28 protein-coding genes are annotated in these 26,264 nt (G+C 42.1%); 26 read left to right on the top strand and 2 right to left on the bottom strand.

Annotated elements, in window-relative coordinates:
- The first annotated feature begins 201 nt into the window (after window positions 1–201).
- The 19 genes from BQ7400_RS08200 to brnQ all read left to right on the top strand — a co-directional run bounded on the left by BQ7400_RS08200 (window position 202) and on the right by brnQ (window position 18,650).
- Window positions 202–594 (top strand): hypothetical protein, encoded by a 393-nt coding sequence (locus tag BQ7400_RS08200; protein ID WP_072470116.1) that lies wholly within the window; start codon window positions 202–204, stop codon window positions 592–594.
- Window positions 595–1,068: 474 nt separating this feature from the next.
- On the top strand, window positions 1,069–2,406 hold the full coding sequence (gene dnaA, locus BQ7400_RS08195; protein ID WP_072470115.1) for a chromosomal replication initiator protein DnaA: 1,338 nt from the start codon (window positions 1,069–1,071) through the stop codon (window positions 2,404–2,406).
- A gap of 147 nt (window positions 2,407–2,553) precedes the next feature.
- Entirely contained in the window at window positions 2,554–3,654 is a 1,101-nt protein-coding gene (gene dnaN / locus BQ7400_RS08190; protein WP_034438135.1) for a DNA polymerase III subunit beta, read from the top strand.
- A complete protein-coding gene (locus BQ7400_RS08185) occupies window positions 3,654–3,863 on the top strand; it encodes an RNA-binding S4 domain-containing protein (protein WP_072470114.1) in 210 nt (69 codons plus the stop codon). The genes dnaN and BQ7400_RS08185 overlap by 1 nt, the downstream gene beginning before the upstream one ends.
- Before the next feature lie 7 nt (window positions 3,864–3,870).
- Window positions 3,871–4,962 carry a DNA replication/repair protein RecF gene (recF, locus tag BQ7400_RS08180; RefSeq protein WP_072470113.1) on the top strand — a complete coding sequence of 364 codons (1,092 nt, stop codon included), beginning with the start codon at window positions 3,871–3,873 and terminating at the stop codon, window positions 4,960–4,962.
- A 21-nt stretch (window positions 4,963–4,983) separates the two neighbouring features.
- A complete protein-coding gene (gyrB, locus tag BQ7400_RS08175; protein ID WP_072470112.1) occupies window positions 4,984–6,906 on the top strand; it encodes a DNA topoisomerase (ATP-hydrolyzing) subunit B in 1,923 nt (640 codons plus the stop codon).
- Between the two features lie 14 nt (window positions 6,907–6,920).
- Window positions 6,921–9,347: a DNA gyrase subunit A gene (gene gyrA / locus BQ7400_RS08170; protein ID WP_425445225.1), complete on the top strand. Its 2,427-nt coding sequence runs from the start codon at window positions 6,921–6,923 to the stop codon at window positions 9,345–9,347.
- Between the two features lie 53 nt (window positions 9,348–9,400).
- Window positions 9,401–9,730, top strand: coding sequence for an STAS domain-containing protein (locus BQ7400_RS08165; protein WP_072470111.1), 330 nt, complete (start codon window positions 9,401–9,403; stop codon window positions 9,728–9,730).
- Window positions 9,723–10,088 carry an ATP-binding protein gene (locus BQ7400_RS08160; RefSeq protein ID WP_072470110.1) on the top strand — a complete coding sequence of 122 codons (366 nt, stop codon included), beginning with the start codon at window positions 9,723–9,725 and terminating at the stop codon, window positions 10,086–10,088. The genes BQ7400_RS08165 and BQ7400_RS08160 overlap by 8 nt, the downstream gene beginning before the upstream one ends.
- Window positions 10,088–10,876 carry a SigB/SigF/SigG family RNA polymerase sigma factor gene (locus BQ7400_RS08155; protein WP_034438124.1) on the top strand — a complete coding sequence of 263 codons (789 nt, stop codon included), beginning with the start codon at window positions 10,088–10,090 and terminating at the stop codon, window positions 10,874–10,876. The genes BQ7400_RS08160 and BQ7400_RS08155 overlap by 1 nt, the downstream gene beginning before the upstream one ends.
- 8 nt (window positions 10,877–10,884) lie before the next feature.
- Window positions 10,885–11,508 carry a phosphate-starvation-inducible PsiE family protein gene (locus BQ7400_RS08150; RefSeq protein WP_072470109.1) on the top strand — a complete coding sequence of 208 codons (624 nt, stop codon included), beginning with the start codon at window positions 10,885–10,887 and terminating at the stop codon, window positions 11,506–11,508.
- 41 nt (window positions 11,509–11,549) lie between these two features.
- Window positions 11,550–12,320: a pyrroline-5-carboxylate reductase gene (gene proC / locus BQ7400_RS08145; RefSeq protein ID WP_072470108.1), complete on the top strand. Its 771-nt coding sequence runs from the start codon at window positions 11,550–11,552 to the stop codon at window positions 12,318–12,320.
- A 31-nt stretch (window positions 12,321–12,351) separates the two neighbouring features.
- Window positions 12,352–12,600: a putative signal transducing protein gene (locus BQ7400_RS08140; RefSeq protein WP_034438117.1), complete on the top strand. Its 249-nt coding sequence runs from the start codon at window positions 12,352–12,354 to the stop codon at window positions 12,598–12,600.
- A 116-nt stretch (window positions 12,601–12,716) separates the two neighbouring features.
- Entirely contained in the window at window positions 12,717–14,105 is a 1,389-nt protein-coding gene (gene trkA / locus BQ7400_RS08135; RefSeq protein WP_072470107.1) for a Trk system potassium transporter TrkA, read from the top strand.
- Between the two features lie 9 nt (window positions 14,106–14,114).
- Window positions 14,115–15,566, top strand: a complete 1,452-nt coding sequence (locus BQ7400_RS08130; protein ID WP_072470106.1) for a TrkH family potassium uptake protein — start codon at window positions 14,115–14,117, stop codon at window positions 15,564–15,566.
- Window positions 15,567–15,577: 11 nt separating this feature from the next.
- Complete coding sequence (gene cuyB / locus BQ7400_RS08125) at window positions 15,578–16,288, top strand: cysteate racemase (protein ID WP_072470105.1); 711 nt, start codon at window positions 15,578–15,580, stop codon at window positions 16,286–16,288.
- The gene (locus BQ7400_RS08120) at window positions 16,266–16,772 is read left to right on the top strand and encodes an NUDIX domain-containing protein (protein ID WP_072470104.1); all 507 of its coding nucleotides are present in this window, start codon (window positions 16,266–16,268) and stop codon (window positions 16,770–16,772) included. Before cuyB ends, BQ7400_RS08120 begins: the two co-directional genes overlap by 23 nt.
- 9 nt (window positions 16,773–16,781) lie before the next feature.
- Window positions 16,782–17,228: a tRNA adenosine(34) deaminase TadA gene (gene tadA / locus BQ7400_RS08115; protein WP_072470103.1), complete on the top strand. Its 447-nt coding sequence runs from the start codon at window positions 16,782–16,784 to the stop codon at window positions 17,226–17,228.
- Window positions 17,229–17,363: 135 nt separating this feature from the next.
- Complete coding sequence (gene brnQ, locus BQ7400_RS08110; RefSeq protein ID WP_072470102.1) at window positions 17,364–18,650, top strand: branched-chain amino acid transport system II carrier protein; 1,287 nt, start codon at window positions 17,364–17,366, stop codon at window positions 18,648–18,650.
- 85 nt (window positions 18,651–18,735) lie between these two features.
- Here brnQ and BQ7400_RS08105 read toward each other — a convergent pair whose 3' ends face one another.
- Window positions 18,736–20,334: a Na/Pi cotransporter family protein gene (locus BQ7400_RS08105; RefSeq protein WP_072470101.1), complete on the bottom strand. Its 1,599-nt coding sequence runs from the start codon at window positions 20,332–20,334 to the stop codon at window positions 18,736–18,738.
- 143 nt (window positions 20,335–20,477) lie between these two features.
- On the opposite strand from BQ7400_RS08105, the gene BQ7400_RS08100 reads away from it, so the two are divergent.
- The 6 genes from BQ7400_RS08100 to BQ7400_RS08075 are packed head-to-tail and all read left to right on the top strand — an operon-like array spanning window position 20,478 to window position 25,083.
- Window positions 20,478–20,702, top strand: a complete 225-nt coding sequence (locus BQ7400_RS08100; RefSeq protein WP_034438096.1) for a DUF896 domain-containing protein — start codon at window positions 20,478–20,480, stop codon at window positions 20,700–20,702.
- The gene (locus BQ7400_RS08095) at window positions 20,699–21,853 is read left to right on the top strand and encodes a cation diffusion facilitator family transporter (protein WP_072470100.1); all 1,155 of its coding nucleotides are present in this window, start codon (window positions 20,699–20,701) and stop codon (window positions 21,851–21,853) included. The genes BQ7400_RS08100 and BQ7400_RS08095 overlap by 4 nt, the downstream gene beginning before the upstream one ends.
- Before the next feature lie 9 nt (window positions 21,854–21,862).
- Window positions 21,863–23,218: a TrkA C-terminal domain-containing protein gene (locus BQ7400_RS08090; protein WP_072470099.1), complete on the top strand. Its 1,356-nt coding sequence runs from the start codon at window positions 21,863–21,865 to the stop codon at window positions 23,216–23,218.
- Entirely contained in the window at window positions 23,215–23,889 is a 675-nt protein-coding gene (locus tag BQ7400_RS08085) for a uracil-DNA glycosylase (RefSeq protein WP_034438089.1), read from the top strand. Before BQ7400_RS08090 ends, BQ7400_RS08085 begins: the two co-directional genes overlap by 4 nt.
- Window positions 23,890–23,893: 4 nt before the next feature.
- Window positions 23,894–24,595: an alpha/beta fold hydrolase gene (locus tag BQ7400_RS08080; RefSeq protein WP_072470098.1), complete on the top strand. Its 702-nt coding sequence runs from the start codon at window positions 23,894–23,896 to the stop codon at window positions 24,593–24,595.
- Between the two features lie 11 nt (window positions 24,596–24,606).
- On the top strand, window positions 24,607–25,083 hold the full coding sequence (locus tag BQ7400_RS08075; RefSeq protein ID WP_083553312.1) for a pyridoxamine 5'-phosphate oxidase family protein: 477 nt from the start codon (window positions 24,607–24,609) through the stop codon (window positions 25,081–25,083).
- Here BQ7400_RS08075 and BQ7400_RS08070 read toward each other — a convergent pair.
- Window positions 25,065–25,625 carry a hypothetical protein gene (locus BQ7400_RS08070; RefSeq protein WP_072470097.1) on the bottom strand — a complete coding sequence of 187 codons (561 nt, stop codon included), beginning with the start codon at window positions 25,623–25,625 and terminating at the stop codon, window positions 25,065–25,067. The genes BQ7400_RS08075 and BQ7400_RS08070 overlap by 19 nt on opposite strands.
- Window positions 25,626–25,710: 85 nt before the next feature.
- On the opposite strand from BQ7400_RS08070, the gene BQ7400_RS08065 reads away from it, so the two are divergent.
- On the top strand, window positions 25,711–26,256 hold the full coding sequence (locus BQ7400_RS08065) for a phosphatase PAP2 family protein (protein WP_072470096.1): 546 nt from the start codon (window positions 25,711–25,713) through the stop codon (window positions 26,254–26,256).
- Window positions 26,257–26,264: the final 8 nt, after the last annotated feature.

Raw genomic sequence — 26,264 nt, 5'->3', positions numbered from 1 at the left:
ATTTAAATACACTATTAGAATTATATGGTCAGAAGGGCTAAATGTCAAGAAATTTTCTCTTTTTAGGCTTTTTTTTAAAAATTTTTTAATTATGTGTTTAAAAGAAAAGAGAGTGGGTAAAACTATAACACACAAATTATTGTATGTCATAATTTTGTGTGGTTATGTTTTCTGTTTATATAATTTTTAGGAGGTAAAAAAATGAAAACGATTAAAACAAGTCAAATTATCGATGAAATTAACAGTAATTTTGCAAAAACCTACAAGGGTGCAACTAATTTTGTTGATTCAGGAGAATTTTGGGATTTCTGCTTAGAAACTATTAAAGATCCCATCAGTTTAGGAAATATTGTTTTTGCAAATGATATGGGTGTTCCTCCGGTAAAATCTTTACTTACAATTTATGAAAGAAAATGTACGCCAGAAAGAGATTTTACAGCTACTGAAAGTCAATGTATGGGTGCCTTAATGGGTTTTGTTTTTAAGTTTGTTTTAGATTATAAAGATCAAAACGAAAGATGTTCTGTTGGCAAACTAGGGGTTATAACTGCAACAAAATTTTTAAATGGATCTATTTGGGCATTTGAAAAATAAGCTCCAATATTTACACTTCATTACAATTTGCTAAGAAGGCTAGTTCAGAAATTTTTGAAATAAATTTTCATTGCCATTCATATAAGTCTCTTTAAGGATTTTATTTGATTTGTTGATCAATGAATTAGAAGTTGACTTAATGATTTTATAAGGGTATCTAAAGCCTTTATATCGGGGAAACTTTGTTGATATCTATGTGGATATCTAGTATAATATAAACAAGTCTGTGGATAAAATAAAAAACTGTGTATATTTTTACTTATCCACAAAATGTGAATAAAATGTGCACAAGTTTCGTTTTTTTCTTAAATTTTTAAACAATATCTACAATTAAACCAAATAAATATCCACAATTTCTTCTTGTGTACATTGTGGATATTTATTTTTGACACAATTTAACCACAATTGTGTATAAGTTTATCTTCAATTTTTTATCCCCTTTATTTGTTGTGGATAATTTTTAGGAGGAATACCTTGGATCAAGATTTACTTCACTTGTGGGGAAATTTTCTCAGTGAACTTCAAAAAACTGAAATTTCACCCATAACCTATGATACTTTTTTTAAACAATTGTCTCCTATAAAGCTTGAAAATGACACTCTTTTCATCAATACCCCAACCTCTTTTATTGGAGAACATATTTGCAATAATGAATCCTACCACCGCTATATGGTAGATATTTTCAACCGCCTTACCGAAAAAAATTTGAACTTTAAATTCCTGGTTGGAGATGCCCCATACAATTCTTTTCAAACCAGCTCCCAAGATCAATTGTATGAAAGAAGCCGTTTGAATCCCAAATATACTTTTGATACCTTTGTTGTGGGCAAGTCTAATGAATTCGCCCACGCAGCCAGTGTGTCTGTAGCAGATAGTCTGAAAAAAGCCAATGCAAACCCGCTTTTTATCTATGGTGGAGTGGGACTTGGTAAAACCCACCTTATGCATGCCATTGGCCACTTTGTCCTGGACCGGGACCCTAAAAAAAAGGTCCTCTATGTAACCAGTGAGCAATTTACCAATGAATTTATCAATTCCATCCGAACCAATAAAAATGAACATTTTCGTCATAAATATCGAAGCATGGATCTTTTATTAATTGATGACATCCAGTTTATTGCCGATAAGGAAACCACTATGGAAGAATTTTTCCATACCTTCAACGAGCTCTATGCTGCTGACAAACAAATTGTCCTAACATCTGACAAGCCACCAAATACCATTCCTAAGCTGGAAAGTCGTCTTATCTCCAGGTTTGCCGGGGGCCTTGTAGTTGATATTGCTCCGCCAGATTTAGAAACTCGAATTGCCATTCTTAGGAAAAAATCCGATGCTGAAGGTTTTCAAGTTCCTGACGACGTCATTAACTTTATTGCCGAACAAGTCCAAAGTAATATTCGTGAATTGGAGGGGGCCCTATCTCGGGTTACAGCCTACAGCCGGTTAACTACAGGAACTATTAGTATAAAAACCGCCTCTTTGGCCCTAAAAGACCTTTACCGGGAACAAACAACGAAGCCCATTACTCCAGAGGCCATTAAAAAGGTTATTTCCAGACACTACAATGTAAGCTTGGAAGATTTAGATTCTAAAAAAAGAACCCGGTCTATTGCCTACCCAAGACAAATTGCCATGTATATGAGCCGGCAATATACAGATCTTTCCCTTTTAAAAATAGGGGAAACTTTTGGGGGAAGAGACCACTCCACTGTTATCCATGCCTATGAAAAAGTTTCTGAAGATGTGGAAAATAACCCCTCTTTAAATGCAAAAATCCATCAAATGATTCGGGAAGTAAAAGGAGAACTGTGAATAAGTTAGGGTTTATCCAAGACATATCCACAATTTGTAAACAAAAACAAATTCTCAAACCAGGCTTTATAAATCCACTTATCCACATATTCACACTCCCTACTACTAATACTATATCTTATCTATTATCTTATTAAGGAGAAAACCATGAAAGTAGAAATCCATAAACAAGACCTCATCGGTCCCATTAATACCGTTCAAAAAGCTATTTCCGGACGGACACCCCTTCCCATATTAGAGGGAATATACTTTAAAGCTGAAAACAATCAAATTACCCTTATGGGGACAGATGGAGAAATTTCCATCCAAACCAAGGTAGCAGCCAAGGTTTTAGAAGAAGGAGAAATAGTTTTAGGATCCAGATTATTTGGTGATATTATTCGAAAACTTCCTTCAGCAACAATCTACTTAACTCTGACAGAACATAATTTAAATATCCGTTGCCAACAATCTGAATTTAATATCATGGGCCAACCTACGCAAGAATTTCCACAAATGCCGGAAATCATCGACTCTGTAAAAATTCAATTATCCAGGGAAAGCTTGGTGGACTCCTTGAGGTCCACAAGCTTTGCTGTCAGCCTGGATGACTTAAGAATGGCCTTAACGGGTGTTTTATTTGATTGTAAGCCAGGAAAAATGAGCTTTGTAGCCCTGGACGGCTACCGGATGGCCTTAAATGAAATGGAAATCCAATCAGATGCAGAAATTCAAGCCATTGTTCCTGCCAGAGCCTGTACTGAAATTGTTCGACTCTTAGACGAATCTCTGGATAGCATCCTTATAGAGCTGGCAAGTAACTACATTAAAATAGACCTGGGATCTACTATCTTTGTTTCAAAACTCATCAATGGGGAATTTTTCCAATACCAAGGATTGGTTCGTAATGACCACAAGATTAATGTAAAATTAAAACGCCAAGACTTTGTTCAAGGCTTGGAAAGGGCCAACCTTCTGGCCAAGGAAGAAAGATCAAACTTGGTTAAATTGGACATCTCTGCCAACGAAATTCTAATAGAATCCCATTCAGATATAGGGGATGTCCACGAGTTAATTCCCTGTAGCACAGAAGGAGATGGGCTAAAAATAGCCTTTAATAGCAAGTATTTATTGGAAGGAGTCAAGGCCATCCAAGAAGAAGAAATTATCTGCCATTTTATCGATTCAGTAAATCCCTGTATTATTGAAAGCAGCGAAAAAAGTGGTTATATTTACCTAGTTCTTCCTGTTCGTTTGGCCGGTCAATAATGGAAAAGATCATTGAACTGAAAGATGAATTTATTCGCTTGGACCAGGCTTTAAAACGGGGAGACCTAGTCCAAAGCGGAGGCCATGCCAAATTACTGATCCAAGAGGGCCAGGTTTTGGTCAATGGGGAAGTTGAGTACCGCAGGGGGAAGAAATTACTGGCAGGAGACCGGGTTTCTTTAGATGGCCAAGAGCTTTTAATTAAGTAGGTGGATTATGTTTGTTAAGGATATTCAACTGGTTAATTTTCGAAACTATGAAAATATTTACTTCCAACCCAATCAACAAATGAATATCTTTTATGGACAAAATGCCCAGGGAAAGACAAACCTCCTGGAAGCCATTTACTTTTTACTTAGGGCCAAGAGTTTTCGGACCAATTCTGAAAAAGAAGCCATTCTTTTTAACAAGGACCAGTCCTTTATTCGAGGAAGAATTGAAGTTTTTGGATTTGACTACATTCAAGAAATTAAAATTTCTCAATACAATCCTAAAAAAATGAGAATCAACGAAGAAGCCATATCCAACATCAACCAATACAATGAAAAAAGTCCTTGTGTTTTGTTTCGCCCGGAAGATTTAAACATGGTTAAAGAGGGTCCCAACCTAAGACGGGACTTTATCGACAACCTAATTGACCAGGTAGACTCTTCCTATGAGACCCTATTGCGCCAATATAACCGAGTGATGTTTCAGAGAAATATCATATTAAAAAAAAATCCAGATCCCGGATTACTTAGGGTTTACCAGGACCAATTAGTGGACCTAGGGAGCCGAATTATAAAAAAACGCTATGAAAGCCTAGAAGCTTTTAAAAAATATGCAAAAAAATACCATTTTTTCATTAGCTATGAAAAAGAAAAAATTGACTTAACTTATGAAACAAAAATTTCCTACCAAACTTCTTTGGAAAGCATGAAAAAAGAATACCAAGAGGGATTTAACCGGTCCTTAGAGACGGATTTAAATTTAAGACGGACCAGTTTTGGTCCCCATAGAGATGACCTAAAAATCTACATCAACAAGATGGAGGCCAAAAGTTTTGCCAGTCAGGGCCAACAAAGAAGTGTTCTCTTATCTTTTAAATTAGCCGAAGTTGTGTATATTGAGAAAGAAACCGGACAAAAACCGGTTTTGTTACTGGATGATGTCTTTTCAGAACTAGACCAAAAAAGGAAAAAGCTCTTTCTAGATGCTATAGGCTCTTGTCAAACCTTTATTACGACAACAGACCAGGTGGTTCAAATTCAAAAGATTGTTCCGGATTCAAGTGTATATTCGATTAATCAAAATAGATTGTTTTCTTAAAAAGGAGGAATAGAGGCGGTTATGACCGAGAATAAAAGAAATTACTCAGCAAGTGATATTCAAGTATTGACGGGCCTAGAGCCTGTAAGAAAAAGACCGGGTATGTACATAGGCAGTACAGGACCCAAGGGACTCCACCACCTGGTTTATGAAGTTGTGGACAACTCCATTGATGAGGCCTTGGCGGGAATTTGTGATACCATTCAAATCCAGCTAGAAAAAGACAACTGGGTTTCCATTATTGATAACGGTTCAGGAATCCCGGTGGAAATCCACCCCCAAACAGGAAAATCAACAGTGGAAACTGTCCTAACCATCCTCCATGCAGGGGGAAAATTCAACAACGGAGCCTACAAGGTCAGTGGAGGTCTTCACGGGGTTGGGGTCAGTGTTGTCAATGCCTTGTCTAAACATCTCATTGCAACAGTTAAAAGAGATGGAAAGATTTATCAACAAGAATTTGCCAAGGGAGATACCCTGACAGAATTAAAAGAAATTGGAACTTGTGGAAAAGAAGAACATGGAACGAAAATTTCTTTTTGCCCTGATGAAGAAATCTTTACAGAAACCACAGAATTTTCCTATGAAGTGTTAGCTAAACGCTTCAGAGAAATGGCTTTTTTAAATAAGGGAGTCAAAATTGTCTTTGAAGACCAAAGGGAAACAAAAAAGGAAGAAACCTTCCACTATGAAGGTGGAATCAAAAGTTTTGTGGAATTTTTAAACAAGAAAAAAACTCCTGTCCACCAAGAAGTTATCTATATGGAGCAGGTCAAGGAGGGGATTTCTGTAGAGGTAGCCATCCAATATACGGACTCCTATTCAGAAAATATCCTGACCTTTGCCAACAACATACACACAGAAGAAGGGGGAACCCACTTATCAGGTTTTCGGTCTGCCTTGACCCGGTCCATTAATGAATATGGCCGCCAATACAATTTAATCAAGGAAAAGGAAGAAAACCTGTCAGGGGAAGATGTCAGAGAAGGCATTACAGGCATCATCAGTGTAAAACTTCCCCAACCTCAATTTGAAGGACAAACCAAGGCAAAACTTGGAAACAGTGAAGCTAGAACAATTGTAGATGCTGTAGTTACAGAAAATTTAGAAACCTTCTTGGAAGAAAATCCCAAGGTCAGTAGGGCAATCTTGCAAAAGGCCCTATCAGCCAGAAGGGCCAGAGAAGCTGCCAGAAAGGCAAGAGACCTAACCCGAAAACGGTCTATCTTGGACTCAACTGTCCTTCCAGGGAAATTGCAAGATTGCCAATTGGATGACAACAAGGTTACAGAAATCTTCCTAGTGGAAGGGGACTCAGCAGGAGGTTCCGCCAAGGGAGGCCGGGACCACATGACCCAGGCCATCCTCCCCCTAAGAGGGAAGATTATGAATGTTGAAAAGGCCAGGTTGGATAAAATTTTAAATTCAGATGAAATCAAGGCCATGATTACAGCCTTTGGCACCGGAGTCGGGTCTGAATTTAATATTGAAAAATTAAGATACGGAAAAATTATTATCATGACCGATGCTGACGTAGACGGGGCCCATATCCAAACCCTGCTCCTTACTTTCTTCTTTAGATACCTAAGACCTCTAATTGAGGAGGGACATGTCTATGTAGCCCAACCACCCCTTTACGGGATCAAAAAAGGGTCCAAGGTCATTCGCTATTGCTATAGCGACGATGAATTAAAGAGGGTTATGGATGATTTAGGTCGAGACAATAAATATAAAATCGGTCGCTACAAGGGGCTTGGTGAAATGAATGCAGACCAACTTTGGGAAACCACCATGAACCCTGAACATCGGATTCTTTTAAGGGTGGGAATTGAAGATGCCCAAGAGGCAGATGAAGTCTTTACCATGCTTATGGGAAGTGATGTTAAACCAAGACGTGAATTTATTCAAGAAAATGCAGTGTATGCAGAAAATATTGATGCATAGAAGGGAGGGACTTTGTGGAAGAATTTGAACACATGAATGAGACGATTAATAATGTAATCCTTGAAAAACAAATGCAAAGGGCTTATTTGGACTATTCCATGAGTGTTATTGTCAGTCGGGCCCTTCCGGATGTTAGGGATGGTTTAAAACCAGTCCACCGGAGAATCCTCTATGGGATGCACTTGGAAGGAATGACACCGGACAAGCCTACAGTGAAATCAGCCAACCTGGTTGGTTTTGTTATGGGTAAATTTCATCCCCATGGGGATACAGCTATCTATGATGCCGTAGTCCGTCTAGCCCAGCCCTTTAATACCCGCTATATGTTGGTTGAAGGCCAGGGAAACTTTGGATCCATTGACGGAGATAGCGCTGCAGCCATGCGGTATACAGAAGTTCGCATGACAGACTTGGCCCAAGAAATGTTGAGAGACATCAACAAGGATACGGTAGAATTCGGTTTAAACTATGATGAAAAGATGAAGGAACCAACTGTGTTACCTTCTCGTTTTCCCAACCTATTGGTGAATGGGTCTACAGGGATTGCTGTTGGGATGGCAACAAATATGGCCCCCCACAATCTAAATGAAGTGATTGACGGAGTTACAGCCTATTTGGATGACCCATCTATCTCCATTGCAGACCTGATGAAGTCCATCAAGGGACCAGATTTTCCAACGGGTGGACAAATCATGGGCAAGTCCGGAATCAAGGAAGCCTATGAAACTGGTCGAGGTCGGGTTATTATGCGGGCAGTGGCTGAAATAGAAAAGCTAAAAAACCGCCATGCCATTGTGATTACAGAACTTCCCTACCAGGTCAACAAGGCGGCCCTAGTCAAGAAAATTGCCGACCTTGTTAAGGACAAACAAATTGATGGAATTTCTTACATTGCTGACCAATCGGGTCGAGACGGGATTAGGATTGTCATTGAATGCAAAAGAGATGCCAACCCCCATGTCCTCTTAAACAACCTCTACAAACAAACCCAGTTGCAAAGTACCTTTGGTATTATCAACCTGGCCCTGGTTAACGGGGTTCCGAAAATTTTAAATTTAAAAGAACTCATTGGCCACTATGTGGACCACCAAAAAGATGTAGTAACTCGCAGGACACAATTTGACCTGGACCGGGCAGAAAAGAGAGCCCACATCTTAGAAGGCTTAAAGATAGCCATTGATAATATTGACCGGATTATTGAAATTGTTCGAGGATCTCAAAATGACCAAGAGGCCAAGGACAAGATGGAAGAGGAATTCCAGTTAACAGACGCCCAATCTCAAGCCATTTTGGACATGAGAATTCGTCGTTTAACTGGCCTATCCAGAGAAAATTTGGAAATTGAATATGCAGAACTCTTAAAAAATATTGCCTGGTACAAGGAAATCCTGGGCAGTGAAAAAATCCTTATTGGTATTATCAAGGAAGAATTGGAAGAAATTAAGACCAAGTATGGGGATGAAAGACGGACAGTCATTGAACACTTCCAAGGAGAATTGGAAGATGCGGACTTGATTGAAGAAGAAGATGTCGTCATTACCATGACAAATTTTGGTTACATTAAGCGGATGCCAGAGGGAACCTATAAACCGCAAAGACGGGGAGGACAGGGAATTTCTGCCCTGACTCGCCGGGATGAAGACTTTGTTTCCAACCTCTACATCACATCCACCCACGACACCATCCTATTCTTTACCAACAAGGGACGGGTTTATAGCCTAAAGGCCTACCAAGTACCCCAAGCCGGTCGTACAGCCAAGGGAACAGCTGTTGTAAACCTAATCAACCTCCAAAACGATGAAACGATTCAGGAAATGATGCCTGTAAAATCCTTTGGAGAAGAAGATTCTTTAGTCTTTGTTACCAAGGATGGTTTGATTAAAAAAACCCTGATTAGTGAATACTCAAATATCCGTAGCAATGGGCTCAATGCCATCCAGTTAAATGAAGGAGACGAGCTGGTTACTGTTCGCCAATCTTGTCCTGGAGATGAATACATTGTAGTTACCAAGGAAGGAATGGCCATCCGTTTTACAGAAGACCAGGTTAGAAATATTGGCCGGAATGGTCAAGGAGTCAAGGCAATTAGCCTGGATGACCAAGATCAAATTGTTTCTATGGATATTGTAAAAGAAGATAATTACCTTCTGGCCATTACAGAAAATGGTTTTGGAAAAATGACTGAATTGAATAAATACAAGGTCCAAAGAAGAGGCGGCAAGGGGCTAATTACCTACAAGATCAACAAAAAAACGGGTCCCTTGGTTTCTGGAAAAGTTGTCGATAAGAAAGATGAAATTATGATGATTTCTCAATCTGGAACCATTATCCGCTTGGAAACCAAGGATATCAGTGTTTTGGGAAGAAGCACCAGTGGCGTAAAACTAATGAACATCAAGGATTCCAATGTTGTTTCTGTGGCTAAATATCTAGGAGAATGATGAAGCTATAAGGTTCTTAAGTAGGATCTATTGAACTGAACAAGGAGGTCGCTATGTCTTTTCAAATCGCTCGTCAGTATGATGAGGATAAAAATTTATTAGTCTTAAAACCCAAGGGAGAATTGGATATTACCAGTACACCGGACTTTAAAAGGGTCGGTGAAAGGGAATATGAAAAGTATAAAACAGACATTTTAATTAATTCAGAAGACTTGATTTATATGGACTCCACAGGTCTAGGTGCTTTTATTTACCTGTTGAAACTCTGTAAAGACGACAATAAAAAGATAAAAATCATCAATATGAAAAAGTCCATTCGAAAATTATTTACCATTACCCAATTGGACAACCTATTTATTTTTGAAGGAGAAGAAAATGAGTGATTTTTTAAGCCTTTCTTTTCCAAGAAAAAAAGACTATATACCTGTAGCCCGCTTAACAACGTCTTACTTGGCCAGTCTAAAAAACCTGGACCTGGACACCATTGAAGATTTAAGGATGATTGTAACAGAGGCCTGTAACCTCTCCTACTTCCTCCAAGAAGACCAGGGGGATATTTCCTTAAAAATTTCCTTAGGAAAAGAGGAAATAACCTTTGCCATTTCCTGTCCCTATCCAGAAAAAATCAAAGAAGATGATGGGTCTCTCATGAGCGAATCCATTATTCGGTCCCTGGCAGATGACCTGGACTATAGGGATTCAACCATGCTTATTTTTAAGTCTATTTATACAGACCAATGATGGATAGACAAGCATACGATCAATTGGATCGTCAACTCACAAAAGAAGAAAGAAAAGAGATGTTTCAAGAGTATGCAAAAACCAAGGACCAGGAATTAAGAGATATATTGATTGAAGAACACCTCTATATTGCAGAAATTCTATCTAAAAAATATGCAAATCGAGGAATTGACTACGACGATATCTTTCAAGTGGCCTCCATTGGCTTAATCTATGGGGTGGAAAGGTACGACCCTTCCAAGGGGTATGAATTTTCTAGCTTTGCTACACCGACAATTATTGGGGAAATTAAAAAGTATTTTCGGGACAAGGGATGGACTATCCGGGTTCCCAGAAGGATTCAGGAGTTGTCGAAAAAAATCAACAACGCCAAGGTAACCCTGGCCCAAGAAAACCAAAAAACCCCCACCATAAAGGATATTGCCGACTATTTAAATGTCAGTCAAGAAGATATTTTGGAATCCATGGAGGCCTCCAAGGTCTATTCACCCACCTCTTTAGATTTGAAATTTGAAGGGTCTGGGGATGATAAGGAAGTAAACCTATCTGACCTAATTGGAGAAGATGAGCCTTATTTCAACCAAATTGAAGTCAACGACTTTATTGAAAAAGCCATGGAAAAACTCAATGATGTTGAAAAAACCATTTTGATTGACCGCTACTACAACAAAAAAACCCAGGTTGCCATTGCAGAAAAGTTAGACATCTCTCAAATGACCGTATCCCGGATCGAAAAAAAGGTCCTGGAAAAAATTAGAAAAGAAGCCTATAAAACAGCAAATGTGTAGGGGATTTTATGAATAAGAAGAAAAATTTATTATTTATAAGCAAGTTAATCTATGCCTTGGAAATTGTGATTAGTGCTACAGTCATCCTGGCCATCATTTTTTCCTTTCCGGACTTGTTTAAGTACATTATTAAAATTGTAAATAGTGAACCGGACCTATCTTTAAATCTTTTTCAAGAATTTTTAAAGCATAGCCTAATGCTGGTTATCGGCATGGAGTTTATCATCATGCTGACGGCCTATTCCGATAAAAATATTATCTATCTCATAACCTTTGTCATTGCGAGAAAATTATTGATCAAGTCCGACACCATGATGGACTTGTTAATTGGTGCCGTGGCCATTGCCATCCTCTTTTTTGTCAAAAACTTCATCATGAAGAAAAATATCAATGTGGATGTCAATGCAGGGATTTTTTCTGCAGCCACATCGGTGGAATCCATCAACCAACAATTTAACTACCATATAGATAGCCATGGATTCCAATCTATTGGGGGACTGGTCTATTATCTTTTACAACAAGCAGGTTCCGAAATTGCAAGTGGAGAGCTTATTTCAGACCAATACTATATTTATCAAATTGAAAAAGAAAGTAATGGGACTATTGAGCTCATTACTATCCAGCCAAAGTAACCCTCTTCTAGGAGAGGGAACTTTTCTTAAGGAGGTTGACTATGGATAAAAAAATAGCCATGGTGGGCGTTGGCAATATGGGGGGAGCCATTGCCATGGCCTTGGCCAAAAAGGGCTATTCCCTGATTTTGTCCAACAGAAGTTTGGAAAAACTAGAAAAATTTAAAAGCTTTGACCAGGTAGAAATCATCCGGGACAACCGGGAGGCCTGTGAAAAGGCAGATTACATCTTTATTGGGGTTAAACCCCAGCAGATGGAAGCCTTAGTGGAAGACTTGAAGGATTCCCTACAAAAACCCCTGGTTTCCATGGTCATGGGGAAAAGCCTAGGAGATATGGAAGCCCTCCTGGGTCATAAAAAATTGGTGCGGATTATGCCCAATACACCAGCCCAAGTGGGAGAGTCTATGACAGCAGCTGCCTTTGGTCAAGATTTGGACTCGGAAGAAAGACAAGACATCCAAGAGCTTTTGATGGCTTTTGGGGCCTATAAGGAAGTTCCAGAAGACCAATTTTCCGCCTTTTGTGCCCTGTGTGGATGTATGCCGGCCTTTATTGACCTCTTTATCGAAGGGGCTTCTGACGGGGCGGTTTATTGTGGCCTAAAAAGACAGGATAGTTATGAATTTTTGGCCCAAACCCTTAAGGGAGTTGCAAAATTGCTGGAAGAAAGCAAGAAGCACCCGGGGGTTTTAAAGGATGAGGTCACTTCACCGGCTGGGTCCACCATCAAGGGGGTCCATGAATTGGAAAAGGGATCTTTCCGCTACCTCATTAGCCAGGCGGTGATTACTGCAGCTAAAAACAGTTAATAGCAGGGCTTGAAAGGATAAGGGGAAGAAAATGGAAGAACTTATTTTTTTAATCAATGTCTATAGTGACTTGGAGAGGGGAATCGCCACAGTGGCCCTGGAGGATGCTGGAATTCCCTATTCCTTGAAAGACTATGAGTCAGGAAACTACATGCGACTTTTGACGGGATCTTCAATTTATGGTTGCGAAATTGATGTGGCTCCTGAGGATTATGACCGGGCAGTTGAGGTGGTTATGACGGTTTTGGGCCCAGGAATTTTTGAAAAACAAAACCAATAAGTTATTGAAAGGGGAAAATAAGGGTCTTATTTTCTCTTTTTTTGAATAAATAGTGGCCAAGTATTGAAAACTCTTGACGACTATGTAACAATATTGGTAATGAAAGGGGGGATGGAATGAAAGCTTTAATCGTTGGCATGGGAAAACTGGGCTACCAATTGGCCAAGGCCATGATTGATGAAAACATAGATGTAACGGTCATCGACAAAAATGAAAAGGTAGTGGATGATGTTACAAACTTATTAGATGTCATAAGTGTAAATGCCAATGCATTAGATTTCAAAGTCTTGAGGGAAATTAATATTGGCTCTTATGAGTTGATTTTTGCTGTGACAAAAAATGATGAGGCCAATGTTATCCTGTGTACCATGGCTAAAAAAATGGGTTGCCGCTATGCCGTTGCCCGGGTTCGGGATCCCGAATACTATAAGCACCTCCACTTTATTGCAGAGGAGTTGAATATAGATTTAATTATCAATCCTGACGCGGTAACAGCCCAATCTGTTGAAAAATACCTATTAAAAAAATACCTCCTGGTTAGTGATGAATTTGTTGGAGGAAAGGTCCGTTTGGTGGAATTTAACATCGGCAACGACGAGGCCTTTGTAGGGAAAAAACTCATGGACCTAGAGGGCTTTGACAACCTTCTGGTAACAGCCATTACCAGGGAGGGAGAGAGTATTATCCCCAATGGACATACAACCCTGGAAAGCAATGATGTTATCCTGGTGGGAGGGGAAGCCCACAAAATTGAAGAATTCGACAAAAACCATTCAGGGGTTACCAAGACCCGGATGGTTAATAAGGTTATGATTATTGGTGGGGGAAAATTAGGATATTACCTGGGACTTCTCCTGGAAAAAAGCCATGTGGACACGACAATTATTGAATTAAATGAGCAAAGGTGTCTTTTCTTAAAGGAAAACCTACCAAATGCCACCATTATCCATGGAGATGGAACCAGCATTAACCTTCTTGAGGAAGAAATGATCTCTACCTTTGACGCCGTAGTAACGGCAACGGGTTTTGATGAAACCAACCTCCTGATGGGCTTGTTAATGAAGCAATTGGGCATCTACAAGTCCGTGGCAAAAATTTCTCGAAACAACTACAATCGTATTTTGGAAAAAATGTCCATCGATGCCGTATTTAACACCAACTTTATGACAGCTAATAAGATTTTAAGAGTCTTAAGAGGGAAAAATTCCCTGTCTGTCAACTTGATGTTGGATGGGAAGGCAGAGTTTTCAGAGGTCATTTTAAAGCCGGAATTGACCATCTACCACAAATCCATTAAGGACTTAAACCTACCGGAAGGCCTTTTGATTGTGGCCCTGGTTAGGGGCAACCAAGTCTTTATTCCCAATGGGGATACCTATTTAAAACCCTATGACCATGTCGTTTTATTCTGTATCCATGACAAGTTAGGAGAAATGAAGGCCATCTTCCAAGTGGGTAATACGCGGAAAACTCTCCTGAACCAACTGTTATGGCGGAAAAAATAGGAGGCCTCCATGAATTATTCTATAGCAAGGCGGATGATTGGGGTCATTTTGGCCATAGAAGCCTTATTTTTACTACCCTCCCTATTTTTAAGCCTCTTTGACCAAGACGGCATTAGCAAATACTTTATTTTGACCATTGCTTTAATGGCCTTTTTTGGCTATATGTCTTATCGGAAAAAGACCACGGACCTAGTACTGGCTCCCAAGGATGGACTCTTTATTGTAAGTTCAGCCTGGCTGGTTGTTTCCTTGTTTGGAGCCCTACCCTTTTATTTCAGCCACTACTTAAGCTATGTTGATGCCTTTTTTGAAATCGTCTCTGGTTTTACCACAACAGGGGCTTCCATCATCCCCAACATTGAAGAATTTCCCAGGAGTTTGATCTTATGGAGGTCGGTAACTCACTGGATTGGCGGGATGGGGATCTTGGTTTTTACCATCAGTCTCTTACCCAGACTGGGGGTAGGGGGATTTCAAATTTTTAAGGCGGAAAGCCCCGGCCCCATAGCTGGAAAAATTGAACCCAGGATTGCCGATACAGCCAAAAGGCTCTATATCATCTATATTGGAATTACTGTAGTCCTATTCTTCCTCTTGGTTTTGGGAAGGATGACTCCTTTTGATGCCCTAATCCACACCCTAGGGGTGGCAGGAACAGGGGGTTTTTCCAGTAAGGCCAATTCTATTGGGGCCTATTCAGGCTACTACATCCCTGTTATCATGAGTATTTTCATGATTATTTATGGGACAAATTTTTCTATTTACTACCAGCTTTCCCAAAAGAAGTATAAGGAAATCTTAAAAAATGACGAAGTCCGCCTCTACTATATCATCATCCTGCTGGCTGTTTTGGGAGTTACTTACAACCTCTACAGCAACCACTATGGGTCCTTGGGTCAAGCGGCCAAGGACAGTTTTTTCCAAGTAACTAGCCTTATGTCTACATCGGGCTTTAGCAATACAGACTATGACCTCTGGCCTTCTTTTTCAAAATTCATCCTCTATGCCCTGATGTTTATCGGGTCTTGTGCAGGATCCACTGCTGGAGGGATGAAGGTGGTTCGGATATCCATAGTCTTTAAGCTCATTGCCAGAGAAATTGGAAAAGTTGTCCACCCCAATGCAGTGATTCCCATTACCCTAGAGGGAAAGGCCTTAAAAGATGAGGTAGTTATGGGGGTTTCTGCCTTTATTAGCGTCTATTTGATGATTTTTGTCTTTTCATCGGCCCTGGTAACCATGTCGGGCCTGGATATTTTATCCTCCTGTTCAGCAGTAACCACCATGTTAAGTAATGTAGGGCCCGGTTTTAATAAGGTTGGACCCAGCTTGAACTTTTCAGAATTTTCGTATTTTTATAAACTCTACTTTTCCTTCTTAATGCTCCTGGGTCGTCTGGAATTTTTTACCATTTTAGGAATTTTAGTCCCCAGAAGGCAAAGGAAGAAAATACAAATATAGAAAGGAATTTCATGAAGACAATTGGAATTCTCGGTGGAATGGGCCCCTTGGCCACAGTAGACCTCTTTGAAAAAATTGTCCTGGCCACCAAGGCTGAAAAAGACCAAGACCACATTCCCATCCTTATTGACAACAAACCACAAATTGCAGACCGGACCCAGGCCATCCTAGACCAGGGTCCCTCTCCCTATCCGGATCTTTTGGCCGGAGCCAAGGCCTTGGAAAAAATGGGGGCAGGACTTTTAGTCATTGCCTGCAATACCAGCCACTACTACTACCAGGACCTAACCAGGGAGGTGGGCATCCCCATCCTCCATATGCAAAAAATTGCGGCAAAAAAAATAGCCCAAGGACCCTATAAGAAACCGGCTATCCTGGCTACCAAGGGAGCCTTGGAGGTAGGTCTTTACCAAAAGGCCCTGGACCAAGAGGGCCTGGACTATCTCCTTCCCAATCCGGACCAAGAAAATATTATCCAGGACCTGATTTACCGGGCCATTAAGAGCAAGGACTTTAGCTACCCCCAAGAGGGAATCCAGGGAGTCTTTCAGGCCTTAAAAGACCAGGGAGCGGATTCTTTTATCCTGGGTTGTACAGAACTTCCCCTTGCAAAAAAAATCTTTCATTGGCAGGAAACTTGCATTGATCCAAGCTTAGAACTTGCCAAAGAAGCCATTATCCAAGCAGGAGGGCAACTGGATGGAAATGTGGAAACTCTATGATGGAGAAAACAAGGCCCTGGGAAAAACCGTCCCCAGGGGCAGTCAATTAGAAGAGGGGCAATACTACAGGGTTGTAGCGGCGATTATTATCAATCAAAAGGGAAAAATCCTCATTACCCGCCGGAGTAAAAATAAGGCCAACTACCCCAACTACTTAGAATGCACCTGTGGGACCCTTGGTGTAGATGAAGACCCTAAAGCGGGGGTCCAAAGAGAAATCCAGGAAGAAGTGGGCTTAAATCCAAGCCTGGAGGACCTGGAATTTCTTGGAATCTTAAAGCAAAAGAATAAATTTTCCTATATCTATCTGCTGGAAACACAGGCTCAAGACCAAGACCTAGTCCTCCAGGAGGAAGAGGTTGCTGGCGGAGCCTTTTATTCCAAGGAAGATTTTTTGAAAAAACTCCAGGGGCAAGACTATGCAGAGCCCATGAAGGAAAGGTTGGTCTGGGCCTATGATTTCTATATTGGTCGCTTAAGCTGAGAGGAAGATATGGACGAATACTATATGAAAAAAGCCATTGAATTGGCAAAAAAAGCCAGCTTCAGTGGGGATGTTCCCATTGGGGCCCTGGTGGTCTACCAAGACTTAATTATCGGCCAAGGCTATAACCAAAAAGAGGTCAAAAACAATGCCCTCTACCATGCAGAGTTGCAAGCCTTAAACCAGGCAGCGGACTATCTAAAATCCTGGTGGTTGGAGGACTGCTGCCTCTATGTTACCCTGGAACCATGTAGCATGTGTGCCGGGGCCCTAATCAACACCCGGATTTCTCGACTGGTCTATGGGGCAAAAAATAAACGCTTCGGTGCAGTAGAGTCCAGTATCCAACTCTTAACTGGCCCTGCTTCCAACCATACCTTGGCCGTCCGGTCAGGAGTCTTGGAAGAGGAATGTAGCAGCCTACTAACTGATTTTTTTAAAAAATTAAGAAAGTGAAGTTCGGTTCCTGTAAGGCAGACCGAACTTTTTTAATTTAATTAAGGCAAATTCATCTAAAATTCGTGATTTTTCCACCTATCATGGGAAATTCATGATATAATAAACAAATATTCTATTTTCGGGGAGGCAGGTATGAAAAAAAACAAACAGATTATTATTTCAGGTTTTGCTTTATTTTCTATGTTTTTTGGATCAGGAAATTTAATCTTTCCACCAACTTTAGGAATTCAAGCAGGAACAGAATGGTGGATTTCCGCCTTGGGATTCCTACTAACAGGCGTAGGTTTTGTTATGCTAGGAGTCTTGGCCACAACAAAGGTGGGAGGAGAGATATCAGGAATTGGCCAAAGGGTTGGAAATAATTTTTCTAAACTCTTTAGTTTACTGATTATCCTATGTATTGGACCAGGTCTAGCCATACCAAGAACAGCAGCCACTACCTCGGAGGTTTTACAAGCCAGCCTAGCCCCTTCTGTACCCAGTATTTTAGTCAATGGAATTTTCTTTTTATTGGTGATTTACTTTTGCCTATCGGAAAGCAAGGTCATTGATATTTTAGGAAAATACTTGACTCCAGCCCTTTTAGTGACCCTAACTATTATTATCCTGCGGGCTGTACTTTTTCCCCTGGGCCATCCTGTGGACCTCCACGCCCATGGGGTTTTCGGATTTTCTTTTAAACAGGGCTACCAAACCATGGACTGCCTGGCAGCCTTGATGTTTACCTTTATTGTCATCCAGGGCTTTCGGGACCTGGGCTATGAAGGCCAGGCCCTGATGACCTTTACCAAAAAGGCAGCAGCCATTGCCGGAATAGGCCTGTCCTTTATTTATGGGGGTTTTATCTACCTGGGGTCTACCATTTCCAGCTTCGGTTGGGAAGGCCTATCCAGGGTAGAACTTTTAGTTAAGTCAACCGATGCCATGTTGGGGATTGTGGGTATGATTCTCTTGTCTCTGGCCATGACCCTGGCTTGCTTGACAACGGCCATTGGCCTGACGGTAACCTGTGCAGAATACTTTCAAAAAATCAGCAGGAATAAACTTTCTTATCGGTTTTTAGTCTATTTGGTAAGCCTGGTTTCCTTCTTTTTATCCCTAGGAGGAGTAGAGTACATCATTAAGGTGTCCGGCCCTATTTTGGAAGGCATCTATCCTGTGGCCATTATTTTGATCCTGGCCATCCTATTTGACCGCTTTATCAAGAAAAGATCCACCTATATCGGCTTGGTCTTTGGAGCTCTGGTACCGGTTCTATCAAAGCTTTTAGCCCTTTTCATCCACATAGACTACTATGCTCAGCTACAAAAAACCATGCCGGAAAACCAAGGAACCTTCCTATGGTTGGCCTTTTCCTTGGTCTTTGGTCTCATCTTTACCTTTTTGCCAATCAAAGAAGTTGATTCCCTTGAAGAATGAAAAATTAGATTTAAATAAAGCAAAAGACCAGGAAATAAGATCCTGGTCTTTTTGTATTGCCATGAATCCGGAAGATCTTTCGGACTCACATTTTTAATTTACCAATGTTTCTCAAATAAGCGGAGATTCTTTCAAAAGCAGTTAGGGTTTTTTCATAGACTAAACCACTTTCTGGATTACAGATTCCATCCTTCATCCGGTCTAGGTGGAGGTCTCGATATTTTTCAATATTGCTGGAAATACTTAGGTCAAAATCCCTGGCCTTGGACCGGCGAATAAACCGGTCTTCTTCCTTGGTTACAAGGTCATAGAAGGAGAGGAGGGACTTATTTAAGACATCCAACTCTTCATAGCATTGGTCGGAAAAAGTCAGCTTTCTTTCTTCGTTGATTTCGGCAAATTCAGCGATGTTTTTAATGTGGTCGCCAATCCGCTCGATATCCCGAACAATCCGCATATAACCTGTAAAGTAGGATGCCACTTGGTCATCCATGGCCTCACTTAAAAGGTCAATAATATACTTGGTAATATGGGAGTTTAAATAGTTAATGACTTCTTCGTTGTGGAGAATTTCCCTGTGCTTGTTGTCATCATAATAGTAAAAACACTCAATAGCCAAATAGTAGTTCTTTAAGGAAATATTCAACATTCGGTCAGCTTCCGCCCGGACATCGGTTAAAACCAGGTTGGCATCATGGACATTTTTGGGCTTGATATAGCGAAGGCTCATAGAGTCCATGGGTGCATCCTTCATGGGCAGCAGGCGGGTAGCCAAACTAGCCAGTTGCTTAGAAAAAGGAAATAATAGCAGGGTGGTAACCACGTTAAACATGGTATGAAGATTGGCCAACTGGGCTGCCGGTAGGTCCTTGGAAATGGACAGGATAAAGCGTTCAATCGGGAACACTTGGACCAGGAAGATAAAAAGAAACGTTCCAATAAGGTTGAACAAGACGTGGACCAAGGCGGTTCTTTTGGCATTGACACTAGACCCCATGGAAGAGAGGAGACTGGTGATACAGGTTCCAATATTAAAACCGCAGATGATGTAGATGGACCCTGACAGGCCAATTAAATTCTTATTGGCCAAGGCTTGTAAAATCCCCATGGAGGCACTGGACGATTGAATCAAGGCTGTCACAAGACAACCAACCATAACTCCTAGAATGGGGTTGGAAAATTTCAACATAAGACTTGTAAAAACAGGACTGTCTTGTAGTGGGCTCATGGATGAAGACATGATCTCCATTCCCATAAACAAGAGCCCCAGCCCCATAATAACTGAACCCAGGCTGGAAATGGTCTTTTTGTTGACAAATTTATAGACCACAAAACCTCCAAAGGCCAGTAAAGGTGCTGAGTCCGTAATATTTAAGGCAACCAATTGACCGGTGACTGTGGTCCCGATGTTGGCCCCCATAATAATTCCTACGGACTGGCGGATGGTCATAAGGCCTGCGTTTACAAACCCTACAGTCATAACGGTGGTGGCAGAAGAACTTTGAATAATGGCTGTTACAATAATACCTACCAGTAGACCCTTAGACGTAGAGGATGTTAATTTTTCTATAATAGAATGGAGCTTGTTGCCGGCTGTAGTTTCCAGGCCCTCGCTCATTAAATCCATCCCATATAGAAATAAGGCCAAGCCACCCAACATGGCAAAAACCGTATAAATGGACATAATTCCCCCCTAAATATTCTCTATTTAATCATAACCCATCTAGGCCATGATTTCAAAGGAATATTAAAGAAAAATAAATATTTTGTTAACCCTACTTTGGGAAGATTTTGCCCCAAACATGGTATAATGGAAAAGAGGTGACTATGAAAATTTTAGATCGGATCAATGCCCTGGCTCGCCTGGAAAAAACCAGAGACCTTACGGCTGAAGAAAAAGAAGAACAAGCAAGATTGAGAAAAGAATACCTGGAAGACTTTCGAAAAAACCTTAGGGCCACCTTATTAAAGACCAAGGTGGTGGACGAAAAGGGCCAAGATGTTACGCCTGAAAAATTGAAAAAGGAAAAAGAAAAGGAAAGGGAAAAATGATTCAATGGGTGCTAAAAAAGGGCCGGTTGGGGGAAAAAGATGAAAACCGCACGAAAATATCCCTCTTAGCCGGCCTGGTGGGCCTGGTGTCCAATGGACTTTTAACCATCGTTAAGTTGTCCATAGGGCTTTTTTCGGGCTCTGTGTCTGTTCTGGCCGATGCCATGAACAATTTAATGGACTCCACATCCTCCGTCATTACCATTGCTGGAGCCCACTTTGCAGACAAACCCCCGGATGAGGACCACCCCCAGGGCCATGGCCGGGTTGAATATGTAACGGGTTTGATTATTTCCTGTTTTGTCATTGTGGTGGGCCTGCAATTTTCTAAAACCAGTATTGAGCGGATTATCAATCCGGAAAAAACCCACTTTACCCTTCTGGCCTTTATTCTTTTGGTCCTGTCCATAGGAGTTAAATTTTGGCAGGCCCACTTTAACAAGAAGGTAGGAGAGGCCATTGATTCCACGCCCTTAAAGGCCACAGCGGCAGACTCCTTGGGAGACTGCCTGGTTACCGGTGTGGTCTTGGCCTCCATGCTTTTGGATACCCTAACAGACCTGGCCATTGATGGCCTGGTGGGCCTGGTGGTTTCGATTTTAATCATCAAAAGTGGCTGGGAGCTCATCTCAGAAACCATGAGTATCTTAATTGGCCAGGGGCCCAGCCGGGGGACCTACCAGGAGCTAAAGCAGAGGATGATGACCTATGACCATGTCCAAGGGGTCCACGATATTATCTTTAATAGCTTTGGACCGGAAAAAACCATTGTGGTTTTGGATGCGGAATTTCCAAGTACCATGTCCCTCTTGGAGGTCCATAAAATCGTAGATCGGGCCGAGCGAGAAATTTCTGCAGCCATGGACATCCACCTGATCATCCATGTAGACCCCGTAGGAGAAACAAGCCCCTTTGAAAGGGAAATCATGGCCCTGGTTGACGGCTTTATCCAAGAAAAAGAAGGAGTCGATAGCTACCATGACCTTACCCTGGTTGCTGATGAAAAAGCCATCTACCTGGACCTAACGGTTCTTGGCAGTCACTATCCGGACCAAGAATCCAGGGACCGGGTCAGGGAGGACCTGGTTCAAGAATTAGAGGAAAAATACCCGGGCTACAAGGCTCTTGTAAATATTGATTTAAAATACTAGGTGGTTAGAATGAAATTTTGTGTAATTGGAGACAACCTCATTGCCCTGGACTTGGTGGAAAGACTTTTGACTCAAGAAATTGAAGTTTACTGGCTCTGCCAAAACAAGTCTTGGGATTATCCGAAAAATAAAAACTTAAGAGTAGAAGAATTTTCCTATCAAAATTTAAACCATTTTGGGGACATGGACTATACCCTGATTTTGGGAGACAATGATGAAGAAAATATCCTCCAGGCCTATTTTTGCAAGAAGCAAATGGATACTTATACCATTGTCCTGGTTCAAAACCACAGTTTAACCAAGACAAATATCCTGGAAACCTTTGATTTTGTAGATGAATACCTCTATCCCTCGGAAAATATGGCAGACTATATCATCCACTTTTCCATAGAAGACCAGGGGCTACCCCGGAGAAAGTACCTCCACCCCCACTTGAATATTTGGGCCTACACCCTGGAAGACCGCCATCCCAAGATAGGCCAAAAGGTCAAGGACCTCTTTTTAGATGGGACCTTAATTGTGGCCATCTACCGCAAGGGGGACTTTTTAATTCCCCAAGGGGAAACAGTCCTGAGAAAGGGCGACCGGCTCTTTTTACTAGGGAATGGGTCTTTGGAGGCCTTTCGTCGCCAGGATGCCTTGGACCAAGATAATTCCACCGGCAAGGCCTTTTGGATCCTGGGAGACTCTATCTATGCCAAGGAACTGGCCCTTTGCCTGGAAGATGAGGGCTATGAATGCATTGTCACCATTCCCCGGGACCAATCCCTCAAGGCTTGGCGCAGGGCCCTTCCCAAGGCCCTGGTCAACCAGGCTAAGCTCACCAGCCTGGAGACCTTCAACCAAATGGACACAAAAAAAATCCTGGGGGTTATTTGCGCCAGCCAAGATGACAACGAAAATGTGGTTATGAGTCTTTTGGCCCGGGAGGTGGGTCTTTTAAAGACCATCTGCCTCTTAAACTACAAGGACTATGCCAAGGCCACAGAAAAGGTAGTCCATGGGGTCCAAATGATTCCAAGAATTGCCATCGCCAGTCAGGTCTTCAGCATGGTCCACCTGCCGGGGAAAATCCACATTACCCCCCTGCCGGGAGGCACCTGCGAACTCTTGGAATTGGAACTTTTAAAAGATGCCCCCATTATTGACAAGGCCCTCAAGGACATGGTCCTGCCCGATGGGGTGATTATTGGCGCCGTCTTAAGGCACAAGCAGTTGATTATCCCCAGTGGCCAGCTGACTTTCAAAAAGGATGACCGCCTGATTATTCTTGAAAAAACCAGCCTTCGGGAAGACCTCCTGAATAAAATCTACCGTAAGGACCAACAGTCTATGTTGAAGAAGTGGATTGGAGGAAGTCGATGAAAGAAATCTTCCACAACGATTGGCAGGACCTTTTGGCTCCAGAAATGGACAAGCCCTACTACCAGGAATTGCGCCGGCTCCTATGGGAAGAATACCAAAATTATCCCATCTACCCGCCTATGGAAGACATTTTTAATGCCCTGCAAACCACCAGCTACCAGGATGTCAAGGTGGTGATCCTGGGCCAAGACCCCTACCACGGCAAGGGACAGGCCCACGGCATGGCCTTTAGTGTCCAAAGGGGGGTTCCCATTCCTCCAAGCCTACAAAATATCTACAAGGAACTGGAGTCTGACCTGGGTATTCCTGTGGCCCATACTGGCTATCTCATGTCTTGGGCCCAGCAGGGAGTTCTACTCTTAAACACCACCCTGACGGTCCGCCAGGGCAGTCCCACTAGCCACAAGGACATTGGCTGGGAAATTTTTACCGACGCCATCCTGTCTCTTTTAAACAAAAAAGACCAGGCCCTGGTTTACATCTTGTGGGGAGCCCATGCCCGGAGCAAGAAAAAGCTTTTAAATAATCCTAAGCACTTGATTTTGGAAGCCCCCCACCCATCTCCCTTGTCGGCCTACCGGGGATTTTTCGGGTCCAAACCCTTTTCTAAAAGCAATGAATTCTTAGAAGCCAACCAGCTAAGCCCCATTGATTGGGCCATTAAGGAGTGAAGACATGCTACCAGTACATGTTCAAATGGAAAAAATCACCATAGCCGGCCGGCCGGTGATCCACCTCTATGGAGATGAATCTCCCTATGGATCCATGGTCTACTACCATGGTTGGGGGTCCAGTGCAGAATCTTCCATCTTTCGAGGGGGAATTTTTGCTAGCTATGGTTTTGACACCTACTTGCCAGATGCTCCCTACCATGGACAAAGGCAGAGTCCGGACCTGGATATTGGAGAGGACATCCCCTGGAGAACCCTAATGGACCTGGTCCAAAGAAATAATGATGAGTTTCAAGACATCCAAGACTATCTAAAGACAGATGCAATTTATCTTTCTGGCCACTCCATGGGGGCCCTTACTGTGGGTATGGTTTTAAAAAACTATCCTGTCCAAGGAGGCCTGGCCATGAATGGGGCCTTTGACTTTGTAGCCCTGGGCCAACATTATGGTCTCAAACCCCAAGACCTAGAGGGGATCGACCTACCCATGGAGGACCTGGCATCCTATCGGGGCAAGGTCCTTTACATGGCCAATGGAGGTCAAGACCAGAGTATTCCGGCCCAAATCCAAGAATCTTTTTACCAAGCCCTGGTTGACTCTGGGGTGACCAATTGCCACTTTAGCTTGTTTGAAGATGTAGGCCATGTGGTGACCACCAATATGTTGGATGAGGGTCTAACCTACCTTTTAAAAGAAGACAAGTAAAGGAGAGCAAAATGATTCCCATGCGAAGAAAAGACAAGAGTCAAAGTCAAGAATGGTGTCAAGAACGGTTAAAAAAAGCCCCTTATGGGGTTTTATCAATCCTGGACAGCCAGGCTAGACCCTATGGAATTCCTCTCAATTACTACTACCAAGAGGGTAAAATCTACTTCCATGGAGCCAGGGAGGGAGAAAAGGTCCGGGCCATAGGGACCGGGACCCAGGCTTCCTTTAGCCTGGTCTATTGGCAAGAAGTGGTTCCGGACAAGTTTTCATCTAATTATGAGTCGGTGATTTGCTTTGGCCAAGTTAAAATCTTGGAAGATCCCCGGGAAAAGAGGCAAGCCCTGGAGGGTCTAATTAAAAAATATTCTAAGGAATATAAAAAAGAAGGCCTGGACTATATTGACCGGGCCTTGGCCCATACCCAGGTTTTTGTCATGACTATTGAAGAAACCAGTGGCAAGAAAAATCAAGAGGAAAGTTCTTGAAAATAGCCCAGACCCCGGTAGAGGGAGGGTTCTTTTAAGTACTTATTAAGGGAATAAACCCGCCTTTGGCCCCAATTGGAGCAAATAATCTGGTATTGGCCATCTTCCCAGCTGAGTCCTGTAATGGTAAGCCAGTGGTTATGGAAGGCAGGGCTCTTGTGGTTAAAGGTTAAAAGTAAGAGAGGATGACCCCCTTCCAGGGCCTCTTGAATAAAGGCGACGACAAAATCCAGCTGGAGGGGCTTTTTAAAGGCCACCAGCTGGTATTTTTTTGGGCTCAGTCGGTTGAGAATAGCCAGGAGGCTTGAAAAACGGACAATCCCCCAGGGTCTAGGAAGGTAGGGTTTGGATAGTTGGTCCAAGTAAAAACCAGCTTCAGCAATGGAATGGACCTGGAGAATTTTTTCATAAATTAAGATGTTTAAGAGGGCTGCCAGGCCACAAGACCGGCGAATAAAATAAGCAGGGCGCTTCATCCAGCCCTGGTAAACGCCATAGTGGCCCTCTATATGAAAAAAATTAAGTTCTAAATGCTTGTTCATGGAAAGCTCCTTTGTGTTGGTGGATTGGGAAAAATGTGTTACAATAGGAAAACAATAAATTCAATTGGGGGAAAAGGAGGAAAATATGTCTTGGGAATGGACCGTACTCTATGGCTTACAAAGAATTCACCAGCCTTGGCTTGACCGGCTGATGGTCTTCATCACACATTTTGCCACAGGGGGAGCCTTTTGGATCTGCCTGGGCCTTCTTTTTTTATTCTGGAAGAAAAGCCGGAAGATGGGTCTTTGTATCCTCCTGGCCCTGGCCATGACCTACCTCTTTGGTAACCTAATCTTAAAAAATCTCTTCCAAAGGATGCGGCCCTACTGGATAGATCCCTCGGTCCAAATTCTGGTGGCCCCCTTAAGGGACTATTCTTTTCCCAGTGGCCACACCATGGCGAGTTTTGCTTCGGCCCAGGCTCTTTACTTAAACAAGCCCTATTGGGGCCTAGGAGCCTTTGTCTTGGCGGGGCTCATTGCCTTTTCAAGGCTCTACCTCTTTGTCCACTTTCCCACAGATGTTCTGGGGGGGATCTTGGTGGGCCTGGCCTGTGGCTATATGGCTAAAAAACTCCTAGATAAGATAAGTCAGAAGAAAAAGGACCAAGGATTTTTTTCTTCATTATAGCATAGAGT

The organism is Urinicoccus massiliensis (assembly GCF_900120405.1).
Taxonomy (GTDB): domain Bacteria; phylum Bacillota; class Clostridia; order Tissierellales; family Peptoniphilaceae; genus Urinicoccus; species Urinicoccus massiliensis.
This window is presented reverse-complemented; position numbering and strand designations above follow the sequence as displayed.